Below are 16462 nucleotides of genomic sequence, written 5' to 3'. Positions count from 1 at the left end.
TTAAGACTAGTTACTATTAATTTAAAGGCATTGCTGATTTGAGGAGTTAGCTAAAGGGTCGATTAAGAATTATCCTTTTGGGTATCTAGAGATTGGAAAGGTATCTCCATTTTGTACTGCACATCACGTAACGCCGTACGTAGTCCCTCTAGTATCGTCGGATGATAAAAAGGGGTGTCGAGCATATCTTTGATGCTCAAATCATTGGTAATCGCTGTAGCAAGTATATGACCGATATATTCAGCATCAGGACCGACCATACTGGCGCCTAAAATTCTGTCTGTCTTTTTGCAGCCATAGATATGTAGTAAGCCGCAGTTGACACCCATCACACGGCTACGTCCTTGATTATCAAAGCTCACACTACCGATAACAAATTCGAGTTCTGAATCTTTTTGAATCTCTGGTAGCGACATACCAACATTGACGATTTGCGGTGAGCAAAATACGATAGAAAACGGCGTCGCAGGTGGGCGAATATAGGCCGCTTCTGTATTTTCGCAGACTATACTACCTGCACTATAGCTTCATCGCTGGCCACATGCAATAACGGAATATTAGCATTGGCATCACCAACGATATAGACGTTTAAGTCGCCAATCTGACCTGTTTTTTTACTTAAATCTTTTGGACGGTTCTTATCGTCTAGCTCAACACCTAAGTTTTCGACACCTAGCTGCTTAATATTGTTGCGACGACCAGTAGCAACTAAGACGTACTCGCCTTGCCATTGCTGAGACTCACCAGCACTGTCTTCATATTTGATAAACGCATTTTTATTACCTTCATCTGCTTTTGTGCCTACATCGGTAATTTCGCTGCCTAGATGCATGGTCAATTCATGACTTAAGCAATCCATGGCTTTATTATTAATATTATCATCTTTTAGACCAGCCACTTGTTTGGCACGGTTTAGCAGCGTGACTTCTACACCTAAACGTGTGAATGCTTGTGCAAGCTCTAGACCAATAGCACCAGCACCGACGACAGCCATCGTTTTTGGTAAGTCTTCAAGCTCAAAGACACTATCAGACGTTAGCATGGTATCACCAAGCTTATCCGCCCATCCATCAGGAATAAACGGCGAGCTACCTGTGGCGACAATGATTTGCTCAGCAGCAATCAGCTCATCATTGACCTCGATTAGCCCTTGCTCATTGATACGAGCACGACCGTCGATTTTCTTATGATCAGGCCAGCTGTCTACTTGTTTTTTAATGTAGCTGGCAAAATGACTGCGTTCGTCACGTACACGCTCCATGACGCGTTTTCCATCTATTTGCGTGGTTGTATGAATACCAAATTCAGCAGAATGGTTGGCATCGTGTGCGCGATCCGCAGCTGCAATTAGCAGCTTACTAGGCATACAGCCGACCGCAATACAGGTCGTGGTCCAAAATCCTTCATTAATAATGATTACGTCATCTTTGATTTTACTCGCTTGGCGAAAAGCATTTTGACCTGCGGTACCCGCGCCAATAATAGCGACAGATACTTTGCGCGTGACTTCTTTCGGCGTATCGTCGGTGGTCGTGCCAAATTGTTTATTCATATTATTCTCTAATAGAGGCAAAGTTATACTCAGTAATAGACTGAATGCTTGGCTTATATTTTTTTATTCGGTTTTTATCGTTTTTATGATGAATATTGACTTAATTATAGTGCCAATAATACTGATTTAAGTACATAACCAGTAATTATGGCGCCAATATAGTCAGTAAGCGACTGGTATAGTCTTTAGCACGTAAGTTACGCTGCGCATGAGTCAGCTCGCTGTCTTTATTGAATACAAATGCTGAACGTACAAGGCCTAACGTAACTTTGCCATACATATTCTTTTCTTTGATAACGTCAAAATACTGGCATAGCTTTTCATCAGCGTCACTGATGAGTGGAATCTGTAAATCATACTTGTCGATAAATTTTTCATGAGATTCAACGCTGTCACGAGAGACGCCGATAATGTCGTAGCCCAATTCGTCAAAATCATGAAGGTGCGAGGTAAACTCTGTTGCTTGTGTAGTGCAGCCTGGCGTATTGTCTTTGGGATAAAAATATAAAATCAAGCCTTTATCAGTATTAGCGACCATTTCTTTTAAATTGATTTCATCATGAATAAAATTGCCAGCAAGCTTGCGTACTATGGTTACTGGAAAATCAGGTAGGTGAATGGTTTCTGTTGTTGGCTTGGCCATTGTAAAATCCTTATTAGTTTTAGTTATGTGTATTGGCTTAATGATGGTTCTATTTATAGTGTTCTTATTATAGGCAGATTAGTAGAAATAAATAATCAGTTTTACACTTTGCCCATTCATTGGCAACAAAAAAAGACTGGCAATAGCCAGTCTTTTGTATATCAAACGATTAGAAGTTAAGCAGGTTTTTGCGGCTTCTTCAAATCCAAACCAACGGTGCACTGCTGCAAATCTTTTTGCATCGCTTTCACATATGGCAGGTTAGAAGGGTCTTTCTTGTCTTGTGCGTAGCTTTCGATTTCCCACATTTGACCGATAGTCATGTTGCTGCGCACACCAATAGTACAGTTACATAGTTTGGTTGCGTTGCTTTTGTCAGCGACTTTGTATTTGACTGCGCCATTGACACATGAATTGATATTGTCTTGCTTAATGTCAGCAGCGTTGGCTTGTGGCATGGCAAACAGGGCCGCTAAGGCTAGGGGTAGTACTGGCAACAACTTCATAAATTTCCTCTTACGGGTAGCGTCAATTTTTTTTATCTTTTGCTCAATGCAAAGTCAACTCATCAATATATGAGTGACCGATATCGTCAGGTACATCTTTCGATAAATATAATCGTTCATACGATAGCAAGTATGTCGATTAGAATACAAGAACGACGTGCTGTGTTAATGCAAGCGAATGTTGCGCGAATGTTGATGGGTGTCACCATTCCACGCAATATTTAGCGTTGATACATAGTCGGTTCGATATGATTTAAACATAAGGAAGGATAGTGGAATAAGCGCGCCTTATACTGTATCCAGTCTATATAGGACCGACTAAAATTAATTAAGACTGATAATGAGTAGGGTCGGTTACGCCAGCTTGGGCAAAGCCCTGACGACGCAGTGCGCAGCTATCACAAACACCGCAAGCAAGACCATTGGCATCTGCACGATAACAAGAAATCGTCTGGCCGTAATCGACACCTAATGACAGACCAAGCTCAATAGTTTGGGCTTTTGATAATTGCTGCAATGGCGTTTGAATCGATAAGCGATGGCCAGTGACGCCTGCTTTTGTCGCGAGATTGGCCATATGTTCAAAGGCAGCTATATACTCTGGGCGACAATCAGGATAGCCAGAATAGTCAACTGAGCTGACACCGATGACGATATGATTGGCATCAGCGACTTCGGCGACTGCTAACGCATAAGATAAGAAGATAGTGTTGCGCGCAGGCACATAGGTATTTGGGATAGCGTCGTTATCAATCTCATCGCGTTTTTTGCTAGGGAATTTGTCCGAATCACCGTCTGGCACGATCATGCTGTGATCTGTTAATGATGAACCACCCAGTTGTGCGATATCAATATCAATAATTCTATGATTGACACCTGCTGTCTCAGCGATAGTTTTTGCGGCGACAAGTTCACTATTATGACGTTGACCATAGTTAAAGCTGACTGCTGTCACTGATGCATAGCGCGCTTTTGCCCAATATAAGCAAGTCACCGAGTCGAGACCGCCTGATAAAAGGACAACCGCATTTTGGCTTTTGGTAAGAGCAGCTAAGTCAGCATCTGATACTTGATTAGGAGTGTTTTGCAAAGTAACGTTAGTCATAGTGGTATCTATTATTGGTTTACGAAAACGGCTATTTTAGCAAAAATACGCTACTACAGAACCACGAAGCGACCAATCACCCGTCACTAAGCTACTAAAGCAAATTTAAACAACATCGTAATAAAATAAAGTCGGTATTACTGTCATCTTTTCAATCTGTTAGCAATATTTGTTATAATCGCAGCTTTTAAAGTATCAGTCACCTGACGCCGGTGATAATGCTTTAAAAGCCTTATCGAAAATCGCTTTATAGTAAAATCACCCTTATAAAGATATTGAGTAACTTATGACCACAGCAACCTTATTTACGCCAAACATTCCTTCTCAAGCTAATGATGTATCTGATGCAATGAGCTTTGATAGTCAGGCTTTAGACACCGATACTGATAGTAGAGAGTACGATGACGTCTCTGAAGATGGCAATGATGAGGACATGATTGACGAGCAGTTTGCCGATGCGCAAGCACCTACCGAGTCAGCGTACTTTCGTAAACTACAAAAGAAGCTGCGTCGCCAAGTCTCTTGGGCAATCCGCGATTTCAACATGATTGAAGATGGCGATGTGGTGATGGTCTGTGTTTCGGGTGGTAAAGACAGCTATACCTTACTTGATATTTTATTGCTGCTAAAACGCATTGCACCGATTCATTTTGATATCGTCGCGGTGAATCTTGATCAAAAGCAGCCAGGCTATCCGGAAGACATCTTACCTGCGTATCTAAACGAGCAGGGCATCGCCCACTATATTTTAGAAAAAGACACCTATAGCATCGTCAAAAGCGTGGTGCCAGAAGGCAAGACTTACTGCTCGGCGTGCTCACGTCTGCGCCGCGGTTCACTATATGGCTTTGCTAAACAAATTGGCGCGACTAAGATTGCCCTTGGCCATCACCGTGACGATATGTTGGCGACCTTCTTTTTGAACTTATTTCATGGTGGTGCGCTCAAATCAATGCCGCCCAAGCTACTGAGTGATGACAAGCAAAATATGCTGATTCGCCCATTGGCTATGTCGAAGAAAAAGACATCATTGAATATGCCAAATTAAAGGAATTTCCAATCATTCCTTGTAACCTATGTGGCAGTCAAACCAATCTACAGCGTGCCATCATCAACGATATGCTGCGTGAATGGGATGACGCTCACCCGCAGCGTTTGGCTTCTATCTTTAAGGCAATGCAAAACGTCGCGCCATCACAGTTAGCTGATCGTGAATTGTTTGATTTTGAAACACTCAGTCTTGATCGCGATAATGATGAGCGTTTATTTGAAGGCGACAATATTCAAGCTGGGCAGACGGATAGTTTGGCTGAGATTGGTTTACCTGTATCGCCAAGGACGCAAACGTTCAATCCTAAGTTCGCTAGTGACAAGCCTTATTCCACAGAGACGGACAAAGCCGCGCAAAACGAGCGTAAAGCACAGAAAATCCCAACGATTAACCCTGTGATTTAGTAGTTATGAATCAGGGTCATATTAAATAGTACCTATTCATTAGTAGAATATTAAATAGCTCAAAAAAACCAGCCGATCTCTGACGAGTGGCTGGTTTTTTTATGTCTGGATGCTACTAACAGCATTAACTTTTAGCAAAGACAGGTAAAGGTTTAAAGCTAACCTCTGAGCGCGGAAGCTTGGCGACATCTTGCATACGCCAATCATCTTTACCGTCATTGCTAACCTGAAGGTAATACTTGGCTTTTACAGGGTCAATATCGACTTGTGCGCTGTATTTATTGCCCTCAACATGCTTAAGGACAACATCGCGGTCTTTTTTTGATATCCGTTGCATGAGAAATAGACAGCTCCAACGTATCAGGATAGGTAAGTGGTGTGCCGTTTAGCAGCTTGCCTGACTGGACGCTTTGCTCAGGGTAGTTAAGATAAAACACAATATCGCCATTTTCTGCAAATTGCATTTGTCCATGCAAGTCTAAGTCATACGTGAGCTTGTCACGAGACACATCATGATAGAGCGTTTTGCCATCCATATACCAGTCGTCACGTACCACGCTATCACGGATCTGGTAAGAGTAATAAACAAACCAGATACAAGCGATCACGACCGCAGCAGGCATGCCAATCACAAAGATAACGACCATGTAATTTTTATACCATGGCTGTTTATCTTGATGTTTAAAGTTCGGTGGTGGAGTAGACATAAAATACCTATGCATCAGATACGCATTCGATAGATATCTGTTCATTAGACATCTACAAATGGTATCAACGGATAATTTGGCAGCTAAGCACTGCCAGTTTAATAATAAAGCATTTATTCGATAGCCTTTAGCTAGAACGGCAAACTATTTACCTAGTTGCACTATTTACAGACTACCGAATGACATACATGAAATTAAATAATGGGTATGTTAATTGTTTACTGACCTTGGGTCGTAAAGATATTTTGCTTACTTACCTTGTACTTGCCATTTTCGCTGCTCACGTTTAGAGTCACAGGTGTTTGGCCAAACTCGATCACATCAGGATCGCCATAAATACTCACTGGCATATCAAAGCTTTCGCCTGCTTCTAGTGGCACATCGTTAAAACGCAGCTCTAAGCTCAGTCCCTCTTGCGGTGCAAGCGTTATCGTGTAGGTATGAGCATCCTGTGTCTTATTGGTTAGCTTGACGATATAGCTGTTTTCGATCATGCCTTGATTGTTGATAGACGATAACTGATTGCGGTCACGGCGGATATCAATTTCCAAGGGCACGCGATCGGTTAACGCATATATCACACCGCCACATAGTACGGCTAATAATGTCAAATAAGCAAATAGTCGTGGGCGCAGTACGCGGCTTGGCTCTTTTTCTGCTAACTGACGTTCGGTCGTATAACGAATCAGTCCACGCGGATAGCCGACCTTGTCCATCACTTCGTTACAGGCATCAATACAAGCTGCACACTGGATACAGCCAACTTGCAAACCATCACGAATATCGATACCAGTAGGGCAGACCTGCACACACATGTACATTCAATGCAGTCGCCAGGTGCTCTGGATTTGTGCCTTTTTTACGGGCACCGCGTGGCTCACCGCGTTCATAATCATAAGATACGATCAATGTGTCTTTATCAAACATCACACTCTGAAAGCGGCCATAAGGACAAATCTGTACACACATCTGCTCACGCATGTAGCCTGCATTGGCATAAGTAGCGAAGGTAAAGATAAACATTGAAACCCATACCCATGTTGGCCAATCAGGGAAAGGAATCATTCCTATTGACTGCCAGCTGTGATATAGAGAATCTGTACCTGCCACATAACTAACAAAGGTCGCTGCTGTAATCACAGAAAGCAAAAACCAAATTGAATACACAACCGTACGTTTGAATACTTTGCTCGCGCTTAATGGCGCTTTATCAAACTTGATACGCTTATTACGATCGCCAATCACCCACTTTTCAACATATTGATATAGATGCGTCCATATCGTTTGAGGACAGGCGTAACCGCACCAAACGCGTCCAGCATATACCGTCACCATAAACAGCGTAAACGCGGCAATAATGGCAAAGGCAGCAATAAAATAAAAATCTTGCGTCAAAAACGTCATGCCAAAAATATAGTAATGCTGCGATGGCACATCAAACCATATTGCTTGTCTATCATTATAGCGCAGCCATGGCAAAAGTAAAAAAAAGCCGCCAAAAGAGCATACATCGTGATTACACGAATATTTTGATAAAAACCTGTGACAAACCTCGGGTGCACGCGATGCTTGGTTGCATCAAGATCGACTTGTTGTACAGGGATTTTATTGGGTTGTTGTGCTGACATAAACGTGCCTCTTTAAAAAAAGAATCAGTCTGCTGGCATGATGAACAAACACCTCTAGCGTCGAGGTATATGAGTGTATGATGTTATCAATGTCAGTAAATAGCGGATAAAAAAATTCGATAAAAAAACTTTCTAATCTGCTTACCAAATGATCGATTGTAAATATAGTCGGTTCAACATAACCTTGATACAGGCAAAGGGGAGTAAAGGTACTACAAGTAGTAGCTAAACAAGCCTGTATCTGATTTATGCGAAACTGATTATCGTGTTATGTGATTGAGTCAGAGCGATATAAAGCCATGACCAATAGACTATTTTAAAAAATAGCTATTCTAACATTCTCCCTACTAATAATGGGGTGATAATCGTAAAAAGCAACGAATATATGAGAACGATTTCTAGTGTCGATAGCCACTCATCATTGTCATTTCTAAATAAAAAACAATACCGCTATACGCAAAAGGGAGAACTGCAATAACAGTTCTCCCTTCATTAAATCTCGTCCATATTCAGTACAGTAACAACGTCTTAGTTAGCAGTTGCTTCTTCAGTTGCTACAGGCTGAGTAGCTGCAGTAACTGGTGCTGCTTCAGGTGACTTGCCTGTTTTATCTGATAGTGAGTAGATATAAGCAGCAAGTAGCATGATACGCTCGTTACCTAGCTTAGTTTCCCACTGAGCATAACGCCAGCACGGCCATAACGTAATGTATTACGTACAGTCTCACGCTCACCGCCATATAACCAGATATTGTCAGTCAAGTTCGGTGCACCTGCTGAAATCATACCTTTACCGCTTTCAGAGTGACATAGTGCACACTGCTGCTTAAAGATAGCTTCGCCTTGATTAACCAAAGTTTGGTCAAGTTCACCGTTACTCTTACTACCGTTGTTTGGAGATAGTGACAATACATACTCAGATGCTGCACGTACACCGTCTTCGCCAATCTGATCGCGCCAAGCAGGCATACCACCGATACGACCATTGTGTAGCGTGGTCAGAATGTTGCTAGCTTCGCCGCCATATAACCAATCATTGTCTGTTAGGTTAGGGTAGCCTGTCGCACCTTTAGCGTTAGAGCCATGACATACAGAACAGTTCTGTAGGAACAAGCGGCTACCAACTTTTAAAGCATTTGGATTTTCAGACAGTTTCTCGACGTAAGGAGCAAGTTCTGCAACTTTTTCGTCAATTTTAGTCTGTAGATCTGCTGGTGGGTTTTCGCTACGACGCATGGTCGCTTGTAACTCGTTTAGCGTACCAAGTGTCGTAGTCGCGCCTGCAGCGTCTGCTTTTACCAAAATGCTTTTTTTCAAAGTTATCAGTAAATACTTTGTTGTTCTGTTCAAGTTCACTGAACAACTCGTTTTTAGAGGTCCAAGGTACCGTTTCGCCATCGACTTCTACTGTGGCAATACCGTCCCAATGCTTAGGGAACATGGCTGGGAAAAACACCCAGTAAGCGATGCCCCAGACGATTGAGCCAAAAAAATATCACTAACCACCACTTGGGCAGGGGTTTGTCGTATTCTCGGATGCCATCATATTCATGACCTGTTGTACCGTCTTCTTCTACTTCTGGCTTGTACTTTAGAACCATCAAAAGGACGCCAAGAATAAATAGCCAACAAGCAAAACTAAATACAGTGATCCAAGAACTCCAAAAAAATGTCATCGTTTATCCTTATTGCGCTGCTCTTCAGACAGAGACTTTATATCCTCGTCATCAAGCGCAAGTTGTGCATCTTCTTCGAAGCGTTTTTTGTTTTTTGGCGAATACGCCCACCATGCAACGCCTACAAAGGCAACAAAGGCAGAAACGGTCGCAATTGTTTGTAATTCACCAATACCCATTAGCGCTGTCCTTCCATTGCGGTACCTAACTGCTGTAGATAGGCGACCAAAGCGTCAAGCTCAGTAGCGCCAAGCACTGCATCTGGAGCGCCTTCAATATCTTCTTCAGTATAAGGAACACCGAAGCGATCGCGGAATAGGCGCATTTTAGCTTGAATGTTTTCGCCATCTACTTCGTTAGTCGCTAACCAAGGGAAACCTGGCATAACTGACTCAGGCACTAGCGAACGTGGATTGATCAAATGTTGCTTTTGCCAATCTTCAGAATAACGGCCACCAACACGTGCTAAATCTGGTCCAGTACGTTTCGATCCCCATAAGAATGGATGATCCCACGTCGACTCAGCGGCACGTGAATATGGTCCGTAACGTTCAACTTCTGCACGTAGTGGGCGAACCATTTGAGTATGACAAACGTGACATCCTTCACGAATATAAATATCACGACCTTCAAATTCAAGCGCTGTCCAAGGCTCCATTGCAGGAAGGGGAGCGTTCACCCCACCTTCTTCAGGACCCTTGTTGTCATAGATCAATGGCACGATTTCAACGAGCGTTGCAAAACTAATAGCAATCACGATACCAATGACTAACAAGCCTGTATTTTTTTCAATAATTTCATGCGGTGTACCAGCCATGATCGCTCCTTATACGTTAGCTGTCGAAGGTTTTTCGACACTAGGTTCATGATCCGTTGGATCAGCGACATCTACAGGCTTACCTTCTGGCATTTTGAGTGTTTTATAGCAGTTATAAGCCATTACAAACATACCCGATACATATAAGAAGCCACCAAATGCACGGCCAATATATGGGAAATGCGAGAATTCAACAGTATCAACGAAGCTATATACCAAAGTACCGTCTGGGTTAGTAGCAAGCCACATCATGCCTTGGCCAATACCTGAGATCCACATAGACACGATATAGAAGATCGTTCCTGCAGTCGCTAGCCAGAAATGCGTGGTGATTAAGCTGATAGAGTACATCTTCGGTTTGTTATAAATACGTGGTAACAGTACGTATAGCGAACCAATCGTAATCATACCAACCCAGCCAAGTGCGCCTGAGTGTACGTGACCAACTGTCCAGTCAGTGTTATGCGATAGCGCATTCACTGTTTTGATAGACATCATTGGGCCTTCGAACGTTGACATCGCGTAGAACGACAATGCAACAATCATAAAGCGAATGATCGGATCGGTACGCAGCTTATCCCAACTACCTGATAGCGTTAGTACACCGTTAATCATACCACCCCAAGATGGTGCGAATAGGATGATTGAGAAGACCATAGCAAGAGACTGCGTCCAATCAGGAAGCGCTGAATAATGCAAATGGTGACCACCAGCCCACATATATGAAGCAATCAATGCCCAAAAGTGAACGATAGACAAACGATAAGAATAGATAGGACGGCCAATCTGTACAGGAACGAAATAATACATCATTCCAAGGAAGGCTGCCGTTAAGTAAAAACCTACCGCGTTATGCCCGTACCACCACTGCACCATCGCATCAGTTGCACCGCCAAATAGCGAGTAAGATTTGAACGCACTAACTGGAATCGCCATGCTGTTTACGATGTGTAGTAATGCAATCGTAATGATGAAAGCGGCAAAGAACCAGTTAGCCACATAGATATGTGAGGTTTTACGTTTGATGAGCGTACCAAAAAATACAATGGCATAAGAGATCCATACCAAGGCAATTAGGATATCGATCGGCCACTCAAGCTCAGCGTATTCTTTAGTTGAGGTCAAACCTAGAGGAAGGGTAATAACAGCGGATACGATAACCGCTTGCCAACCCCAAAAGGTAAACCAAGCCAAATATGGCGCAAATAAACGCGTCTTACAGGTACGCTGAACGATGTAGTAAGACGTTGCGAACAGGGCAGAGCCACCGAACGCAAAAATCACCGCATTGGTATGCAGTGTCTTAAACGACTAAAGGTCAGCCATGGAATGTCAAAGTTGAGTGCTGGCCATGCTAACTGTGAAGCAATGAACACACCAAGACTCATGCCGACGATGCCCCAAACGACAGCCATGATCGTAAAAAATCTTACGATAGTAATTTCATACTCACGGTCAACTGGGGCGACTGCTGTGTTTTGTAAACTCATTGGATGATTCCTTTACAGCCCGAATTATCAACAGAATTAACCAACAATCTATGTTGTCTGCACTATAAACACTCTCAAATTTGTATTTATACTAGCGCCAACACATGTTGTTTTTTTGGCTTATTTAGCGTAATGACGTCATTAACTACCGATTTAGGCCCTTACTGTCTATTAGTTAATACTAATAAATAGAAATAGGCATTTCATACACTTTACTTAAAGTCAATCGATAGTAGGATTGTTAATAGATCATCAAGGTAAATAAGAAGACGCGCCGTTTTGAGCATCAAACATCTCATAAGGCTAAATATGTATCTTAATTATTACGAAAAAATCTGTACTAATGAAGATAGATACCCATATCTATAGGGCTATTAAAACGCATTGACCATAGATGTATGCTAGCGGCGGCTGACAAAAAAACACGATTATGTAATGTTTGGTTAAAACTCCCGACTCTGTTTAAGGGTATTGTAACGCAATCCTAATTAAATATCATCAGAACTATGCGCCAAAATACAAACTCTTTGGTATAAATGTTAGCGAGCAACTTATTATTGCTGTGCTACTCCTCTATTTTATACACAATTTTGTCACTATTCTAGATGCTCATTTTGATTGAATAGGGGAAGCGCTCGCTAGACATAAGCGTAGGCCTGCAAAGAAGTTTTGTAACAATAATATTGCTGAGCCGATAAATAGGTTTTACTTCTTATCAAGTCGCCCTTTATAATGAGGCTGAACGTCATTAATGGCTATGTATTGCATAGGTCTATTGATAGCAATCATTTTAATAATTCTAATAGTTAGGCCAACAGCGCCTCAAATGGTATTGGTCTGACAGAATATCAATTAAGGATAATATAATATGGCAGTTTTTTTTGACAGATGAATGGTTTGAGCAAGTAGAAAAAATGGGCAACGAAGCAGGTGAGTTAAATTTACCACCAGTACTTGCCAATATGGTCGTCAACCTAAAAGTGGCTGAAGCTGATAAAACTATCGAAGCCAATTTTGCAAATGGTTTGCTGCATCGTGGCTTAAATGATAATGCAACGACGACGCTGCTATTAGATCGCGATATCCTACAGTCTATCATCACTGATTTTGATACCAACCAAATCATGGGTGCGTTTATGAGTGGCAAAATCCGTGTCGAAGGCGATATGTCACAGCTAATGGCCGTACAGACTGCACGTCCAAGCGCAGAGCAAAAAGAGCTATATACTCGCATCAAATCAATGACGACGATGGCTTAATCATATACCTATACGATTTTTACGTTACGTTTTGCATTGAAAGAATTCATAAGACACAGAAAAGCCCCTAATTCATATTAGGGGCTTTTTTATTGCGTAAGTACATAAGTAAGCATGAAAGCTAGAGAAGATTTCTCAAACAGGCTAGCTAGCTTTTGATTGCTGCGTCACATTTGATTGGTTTTCTTTGTATATCGCTGCTTGTAGCCATACGTTCGCTTGAACGTAGTCATGTACTTTAATACTATTAGTTTCAGCAGTATTAAGCGCACCGATACGCACTACAAAAGGATCTGCATCTTGCTCACGTAGCGTTACCACATCAAACAATATGATAGATTTACCGTTAAACACGGTTTCTTGCTTGCCAAGCACTTGCCCCTGACACCAAGCTTCATCTTCTTGTCCTAGCGTATCGCCAAACAAGTAAGCGCACATATGGCCTAAATTAATCTCAACAGGTGCCATTTGCTCTTTGGTTTCAGGTTTCCATTCACTGATTTGCTCTTGCAGATCATCAGGGATTTTTCCGTCATTTGCTGCCACGATGTCATTAAAGGCACGGTGATAACGGATAGACTCTTGATCTTCTACCATGATGACTTCGTTTTGCTCGCTTAGCTTAATTTCATGCGCCCAAGCACTAAAGTTGACATAATAAGAGGTGTCGCGCTGATATAGATGACGGTTGGTCGTATAGAGTTGATCAAACGCATAAATAATGCTGCCATCAGCAGTACGTAAGCGCAACACGGCATCATGCGAGTTGTCATTAGCGATGACACGCTCAATTTTGCAGTTCAATCCGTAAGGACTATCGACACAAGGATAGGCATTGATAAAGCATTCTGGCTTACCATCCTTCATCGCGAGCACTTGATTAATATGACAAGGCTGATCTTCTGATAGAAGCAGGCAGCTATCTTTTGCACTGACGTTGTTATTCAGGCCTTTAGGCATCGCGGCGACTTCAATCATTTTTTGTAGCCATTCAGGCACATCATGACTCATATCATTGGTCAGAATACGCCAGTGATCGGCGTGACCTGCAGACTGCTCATCGGTCAACGTGATCTTGGTGGGAGATTGAATGTTTTTGTATTGATAATTTATGGTCATGAAAATACTCAAAATTAAGTCAGCGTGAGGTTTGTATCTAATACTATATTTGCTTGTGTACCATCCAACATTTTAAATGATTGGTTTATGATGGTCAGCAGCCTAGCCAGTAAAAGATCAGAAACCTCAATGAGGGGTTAATGACAATTGTCTTTAGCATATAATATATAGGTATTGGTACAGCTAATAGCAAGCCCCCTATAAAAAAATAATAACAAAACCCAGTTTTTTTGGTAAAAAAATACTCTCAGTTGTTGCTAATGACTGGCACATATCAGCTAGTTTGTGTCAAACTAGCTCCCTTTTGACAGCTGTTATTGGCTCGTCTGACACCCTGTTTTTGTGTTTGATTTATATGTGAGTAGTAGCAACTGTATGATGCATTTACTACTGCTCGTTATGCAACCTATATAAAGTCGCACGTAGATAAGATAAAGAGTTTGAATATGTTTCGTCCTTTAGCGTTATTTATCGGCTTACGATATACCCGAGCAGAACGTAGTAATGGCTTTATCTCCTTTATATCTCTCATCTCGATGATTGGTCTGACGCTTGGGGTTGCCGTATTGATTACGGTGCTATCAGTGATGAACGGCTTTGACCGTGAACTGAAAACCCGTATTTTGGGAATGGTACCGCAGGCTACTGTGGTCTCATCAGAAATTATTGGCGACTGGGAACAGCTAGCTGATAAGATCAAAGAAGACCCAGAAGTGGCAGCTGTGGCGCCATTCATTCAACTGCAAGGGATGCTGACATCAAATGGTCAGGTCGCAGGTATCATGGTGACAGGCGTCGAGCTGAATATGAGAAAAACGTCTCCATCATTAACGAGCATATGATTGAAGGTAGTATTGACACCCTGAAAAGTGGTGACTTCAGTATCGTGTTGGGCGAGGAGATGGTGCAGTCTTTAGGTCTGCAAATAGGGGATAAAGTGACGCTGGTATTGCCAGAAGCGTCGCCATCACCAGCAGGCGTGATACCGCGATTTAAGCGATTTACTCTGACAGGTATCTTTACGATCAGCCAGAAGTAGACAGTCTCATGGCGTTTATCCCGATGGGAGATGCGGCAAAATTACTGCGTTTGCCAGAAGGCGCGCAGGGCGTACGCATGAAGCTTAACGACATCTTTACTGCGCCGATAGCTGCGGAAAAAGCGGCTGCTATCGCACCTGAAAAGCTATATCCAAATGACTGGACACAAACTCATGGCAATCTGTTTGGGGCTATTCAAATGGAAAAAGCCATGGTCGGGTTATTACTATTTTTGATTATCTTAGTTGCTGCTTTTAACATTGTCTCAAGTCTGGTCATGCTAGTAACCGATAAAAAAGCAGATATCGCAATCTTAAAAACCTTTGGTGCGTCTCCTCGTTTGATTACGCAAGTCTTTATGGTCCAAGGTGTGGTCATCGGGGTTATCGGTACTATCGCTGGTACGATACTGGGTGTGATATTTGCACTTACGGTCAGCGATATTTTAGGCTTTATTAACCAAGCCTTTGGTCTGAATCTATTTGATGCGTATTTTGTCAATTATTTGCCATCGCAGTTGCGTTTGTTAGATGTGGTATTAATCACAGGTGCATCGTTTGTATTGAGCTTTTTGGCAACGATTTATCCAGCGCGCCGAGCGGCTAAGATTCAGCCTGCTCAAACGCTACGCTATGAGTAATCGCAAACGCCTAAACATCGAAATAAATAAAATAAAGGAAGCGCTATGTCTGCCATTTTAGAGGCGACCAATATCAATAAGATATATGATGAAGGCGCGGTCAGTACACAAGTATTGACTGGTCTTGATCTGACTGTTCATGCGGGTGAGCGCATCGCTATCGTTGGAACCAGTGGTTCAGGTAAAAGTACGTTGCTACATTTGCTTGGTGGTCTAGATACGCCAACCAGTGGTGAGGTTTGGTTGCATGGTCAGTTATTAAATAGCATGAATGAAACTGAGCGAGGAGCAATGCGTAACAAGCATTTAGGCTTTATTTACCAGTTTCACCACCTGTTAGCAGAGTTTACAGCAATCGAAAACGTAGCCATGCCATTGCTGATGCGTCCAGAAGTATCAACGACTGATGCTCGCAAGCAAGCGGTTGAGATTCTAGAAAATGTCGGTCTTGAGCATCGTTTGATGCATAGGCCAGGTGAGCTATCAGGTGGCGAACGTCAACGTGTGGCAATTGCACGCGCGCTAGTGACTAAGCCATCGCTTATTTTGGCGGACGAGCCAACAGGTAACCTAGATTATGACAATGCACAAAGTGTCTTTGGCCTGTTATCAGAGCTACAAAGCACCATGCAAACCGCGCTACTTATGGTGACGCATGATCGCAATTTGGCGGCGCTTGCTGACCGTCAGTTGTTGCTACGCAATGGGCATTGGGAACAGTATTAATAATTTTTTTATATTAGGTTGAAAAACTGACCGAAACGCCATCTATTGGCGTTTGTCATGGATGTGATGGCTGTCATATTCAAGAGTTATTGTTGTATTA

At 42.4% G+C, this 16462-nt stretch carries 10 protein-coding genes and 6 pseudogenes; 4 read left to right on the top strand and 12 right to left on the bottom strand.

The annotated features are described in order from the left end of the window. Positions 1-62: 62 nt before the first annotated feature. From TT11_RS14265 to queC, 5 genes are all read right to left on the bottom strand, one after another. Positions 63-416, bottom strand: coding sequence for a hypothetical protein (locus TT11_RS14265; protein ID WP_261870923.1), 354 nt, complete (start codon positions 414-416; stop codon positions 63-65). 89 nt (positions 417-505) lie between these two features. Beyond that, complete coding sequence (locus TT11_RS14260; protein WP_261870922.1) at positions 506-1552, bottom strand: dihydrolipoyl dehydrogenase; 1047 nt, start codon at positions 1550-1552, stop codon at positions 506-508. 145 nt (positions 1553-1697) lie between these two features. After that, positions 1698-2195, bottom strand: coding sequence for a peroxiredoxin (locus TT11_RS14255; RefSeq protein WP_102093622.1), 498 nt, complete (start codon positions 2193-2195; stop codon positions 1698-1700). 176 nt (positions 2196-2371) lie between these two features. Then, positions 2372-2701 (bottom strand): hypothetical protein, encoded by a 330-nt coding sequence (locus TT11_RS14250; protein ID WP_057760815.1) that lies wholly within the window; start codon positions 2699-2701, stop codon positions 2372-2374. Between the two features lie 328 nt (positions 2702-3029). Continuing rightward, entirely contained in the window at positions 3030-3806 is a 777-nt protein-coding gene (queC, locus tag TT11_RS14245; protein ID WP_101205716.1) for a 7-cyano-7-deazaguanine synthase QueC, read from the bottom strand. A 349-nt stretch (positions 3807-4155) separates the two neighbouring features. Between queC and ttcA the strand changes: the two are divergent. Next, positions 4156-5261: pseudogene (gene ttcA / locus TT11_RS14240) on the top strand (tRNA 2-thiocytidine(32) synthetase TtcA). A 124-nt stretch (positions 5262-5385) separates the two neighbouring features. On the opposite strand, the pseudogene TT11_RS14230 reads toward ttcA, so the two are convergent. The 6 genes and pseudogenes from TT11_RS14230 to ccoN form a co-directional block, all read right to left on the bottom strand. Continuing rightward, a pseudogene (locus tag TT11_RS14230) lies at positions 5386-5968 on the bottom strand (FixH family protein). Positions 5969-6186: 218 nt separating this feature from the next. After that, positions 6187-7596 (bottom strand): annotated as a pseudogene (gene ccoG / locus TT11_RS17470) (cytochrome c oxidase accessory protein CcoG). 528 nt (positions 7597-8124) lie between these two features. Further along, positions 8125-9271, bottom strand: a pseudogene (locus tag TT11_RS14210) (c-type cytochrome). Next, positions 9268-9450, bottom strand: a complete 183-nt coding sequence (locus TT11_RS14205; RefSeq protein WP_010199605.1) for a CcoQ/FixQ family Cbb3-type cytochrome c oxidase assembly chaperone — start codon at positions 9448-9450, stop codon at positions 9268-9270. Before TT11_RS14205 ends, TT11_RS14210 begins: the two are co-directional and overlap by 4 nt. After that, entirely contained in the window at positions 9450-10088 is a 639-nt protein-coding gene (gene ccoO / locus TT11_RS14200) for a cytochrome-c oxidase, cbb3-type subunit II (RefSeq protein ID WP_057760802.1), read from the bottom strand. The genes TT11_RS14205 and ccoO overlap by 1 nt, the downstream gene beginning before the upstream one ends. 9 nt (positions 10089-10097) lie before the next feature. Then, positions 10098-11578 (bottom strand): annotated as a pseudogene (gene ccoN, locus TT11_RS14195) (cytochrome-c oxidase, cbb3-type subunit I). A 914-nt stretch (positions 11579-12492) separates the two neighbouring features. On the opposite strand from ccoN, the gene TT11_RS14190 reads away from it, so the two are divergent. Continuing rightward, positions 12493-12837 carry an SCP2 sterol-binding domain-containing protein gene (locus TT11_RS14190; protein WP_261870946.1) on the top strand — a complete coding sequence of 115 codons (345 nt, stop codon included), beginning with the start codon at positions 12493-12495 and terminating at the stop codon, positions 12835-12837. 144 nt (positions 12838-12981) lie between these two features. Here TT11_RS14190 and TT11_RS14185 read toward each other — a convergent pair whose 3' ends face one another. Beyond that, complete coding sequence (locus tag TT11_RS14185; protein WP_261870916.1) at positions 12982-13956, bottom strand: hypothetical protein; 975 nt, start codon at positions 13954-13956, stop codon at positions 12982-12984. A 446-nt stretch (positions 13957-14402) separates the two neighbouring features. On the opposite strand from TT11_RS14185, the pseudogene TT11_RS14180 reads away from it, so the two are divergent. Further along, positions 14403-15636 (top strand): annotated as a pseudogene (locus TT11_RS14180) (lipoprotein-releasing ABC transporter permease subunit). 45 nt (positions 15637-15681) lie between these two features. Further along, positions 15682-16362 (top strand): lipoprotein-releasing ABC transporter ATP-binding protein LolD, encoded by a 681-nt coding sequence (lolD, locus tag TT11_RS14175; RefSeq protein ID WP_057760792.1) that lies wholly within the window; start codon positions 15682-15684, stop codon positions 16360-16362. The last annotated feature ends 100 nt before the right edge of the window (positions 16363-16462 follow it).

The sequence above is a fragment of the Psychrobacter sp. JCM 18901 genome (assembly GCF_000586435.1).
Taxonomy (GTDB): Bacteria; Pseudomonadota; Gammaproteobacteria; order Pseudomonadales; family Moraxellaceae; genus Psychrobacter.
Note: the sequence above shows the minus strand (reverse complement) of the source record. Positions and strands in the feature narration are given on the sequence as shown.

Bases quoted from the DNA above. Each gene is read 5' to 3' on its own strand.
- TT11_RS14190 (WP_261870946.1), top strand. From the start codon at position 12,493: ATGGGCAACGAAGCAGGTGAGTTAAATTTACCACCAGTACTTGCCAAT.
- TT11_RS14260 (WP_261870922.1), bottom strand. From the start codon at position 1,552: ATGAATAAACAATTTGGCACGACCACCGACGATACGCCGAAAGAAGTC.
- ccoO (WP_057760802.1), bottom strand. From the start codon at position 10,088: ATGGCTGGTACACCGCATGAAATTATTGAAAAAAATACAGGCTTGTTA.
- TT11_RS14205 (WP_010199605.1), bottom strand. From the start codon at position 9,450: ATGGGTATTGGTGAATTACAAACAATTGCGACCGTTTCTGCCTTTGTT.
- TT11_RS14185 (WP_261870916.1), bottom strand. From the start codon at position 13,956: ATGACCATAAATTATCAATACAAAAACATTCAATCTCCCACCAAGATC.
- queC (WP_101205716.1), bottom strand. From the start codon at position 3,806: ATGACTAACGTTACTTTGCAAAACACTCCTAATCAAGTATCAGATGCT.
- lolD (WP_057760792.1), top strand. From the start codon at position 15,682: ATGTCTGCCATTTTAGAGGCGACCAATATCAATAAGATATATGATGAA.
- TT11_RS14255 (WP_102093622.1), bottom strand. From the start codon at position 2,195: ATGGCCAAGCCAACAACAGAAACCATTCACCTACCTGATTTTCCAGTA.
- TT11_RS14250 (WP_057760815.1), bottom strand. From the start codon at position 2,701: ATGAAGTTGTTGCCAGTACTACCCCTAGCCTTAGCGGCCCTGTTTGCC.
- TT11_RS14265 (WP_261870923.1), bottom strand. From the start codon at position 416: ATGTCGCTACCAGAGATTCAAAAAGATTCAGAACTCGAATTTGTTATC.